The organism is Vibrio sp. HI00D65 (genome assembly GCF_001635455.1).
Taxonomy (GTDB): Bacteria; Pseudomonadota; Gammaproteobacteria; order Enterobacterales; family Vibrionaceae; genus Vibrio.
On record NZ_LWEH01000206.1, the window covers coordinates 1 to 279 of the forward strand.

Consider the following 279-nt stretch of genomic DNA (forward strand, 5'->3'; position numbering starts at 1 on the left):
GGAGTCGTAGCCAACCGATACGTTTAAGTGACCATTTTCACCAACCTTGGTACCACTAACAAAGCTCAGCTCTTCGTAATCTAAGCTTCCCAAGCCAGCGCTTACTGCCGTTTTTTCATTGTCAGAGTTTGCAACGGTAATAATATTGATAACACCACCGATCGCTTCTGAGCCATGCATAGCAGCACGAGCTCCTCGAACGTATTCCACACGATCGACGAATGTAATTGGTAACTGGCTAAAATCGACACCACCTTTTGCAGCTCGCGCAAAACGAAT

1 protein-coding gene is annotated in these 279 nt (G+C 46.2%); it reads right to left on the reverse strand.

The features are described from left to right. On the reverse strand, nucleotides 1-279 hold a 279-nt coding region (locus A3712_RS15590), incomplete at both ends, for a TonB-dependent receptor plug domain-containing protein (RefSeq protein ID WP_157618777.1).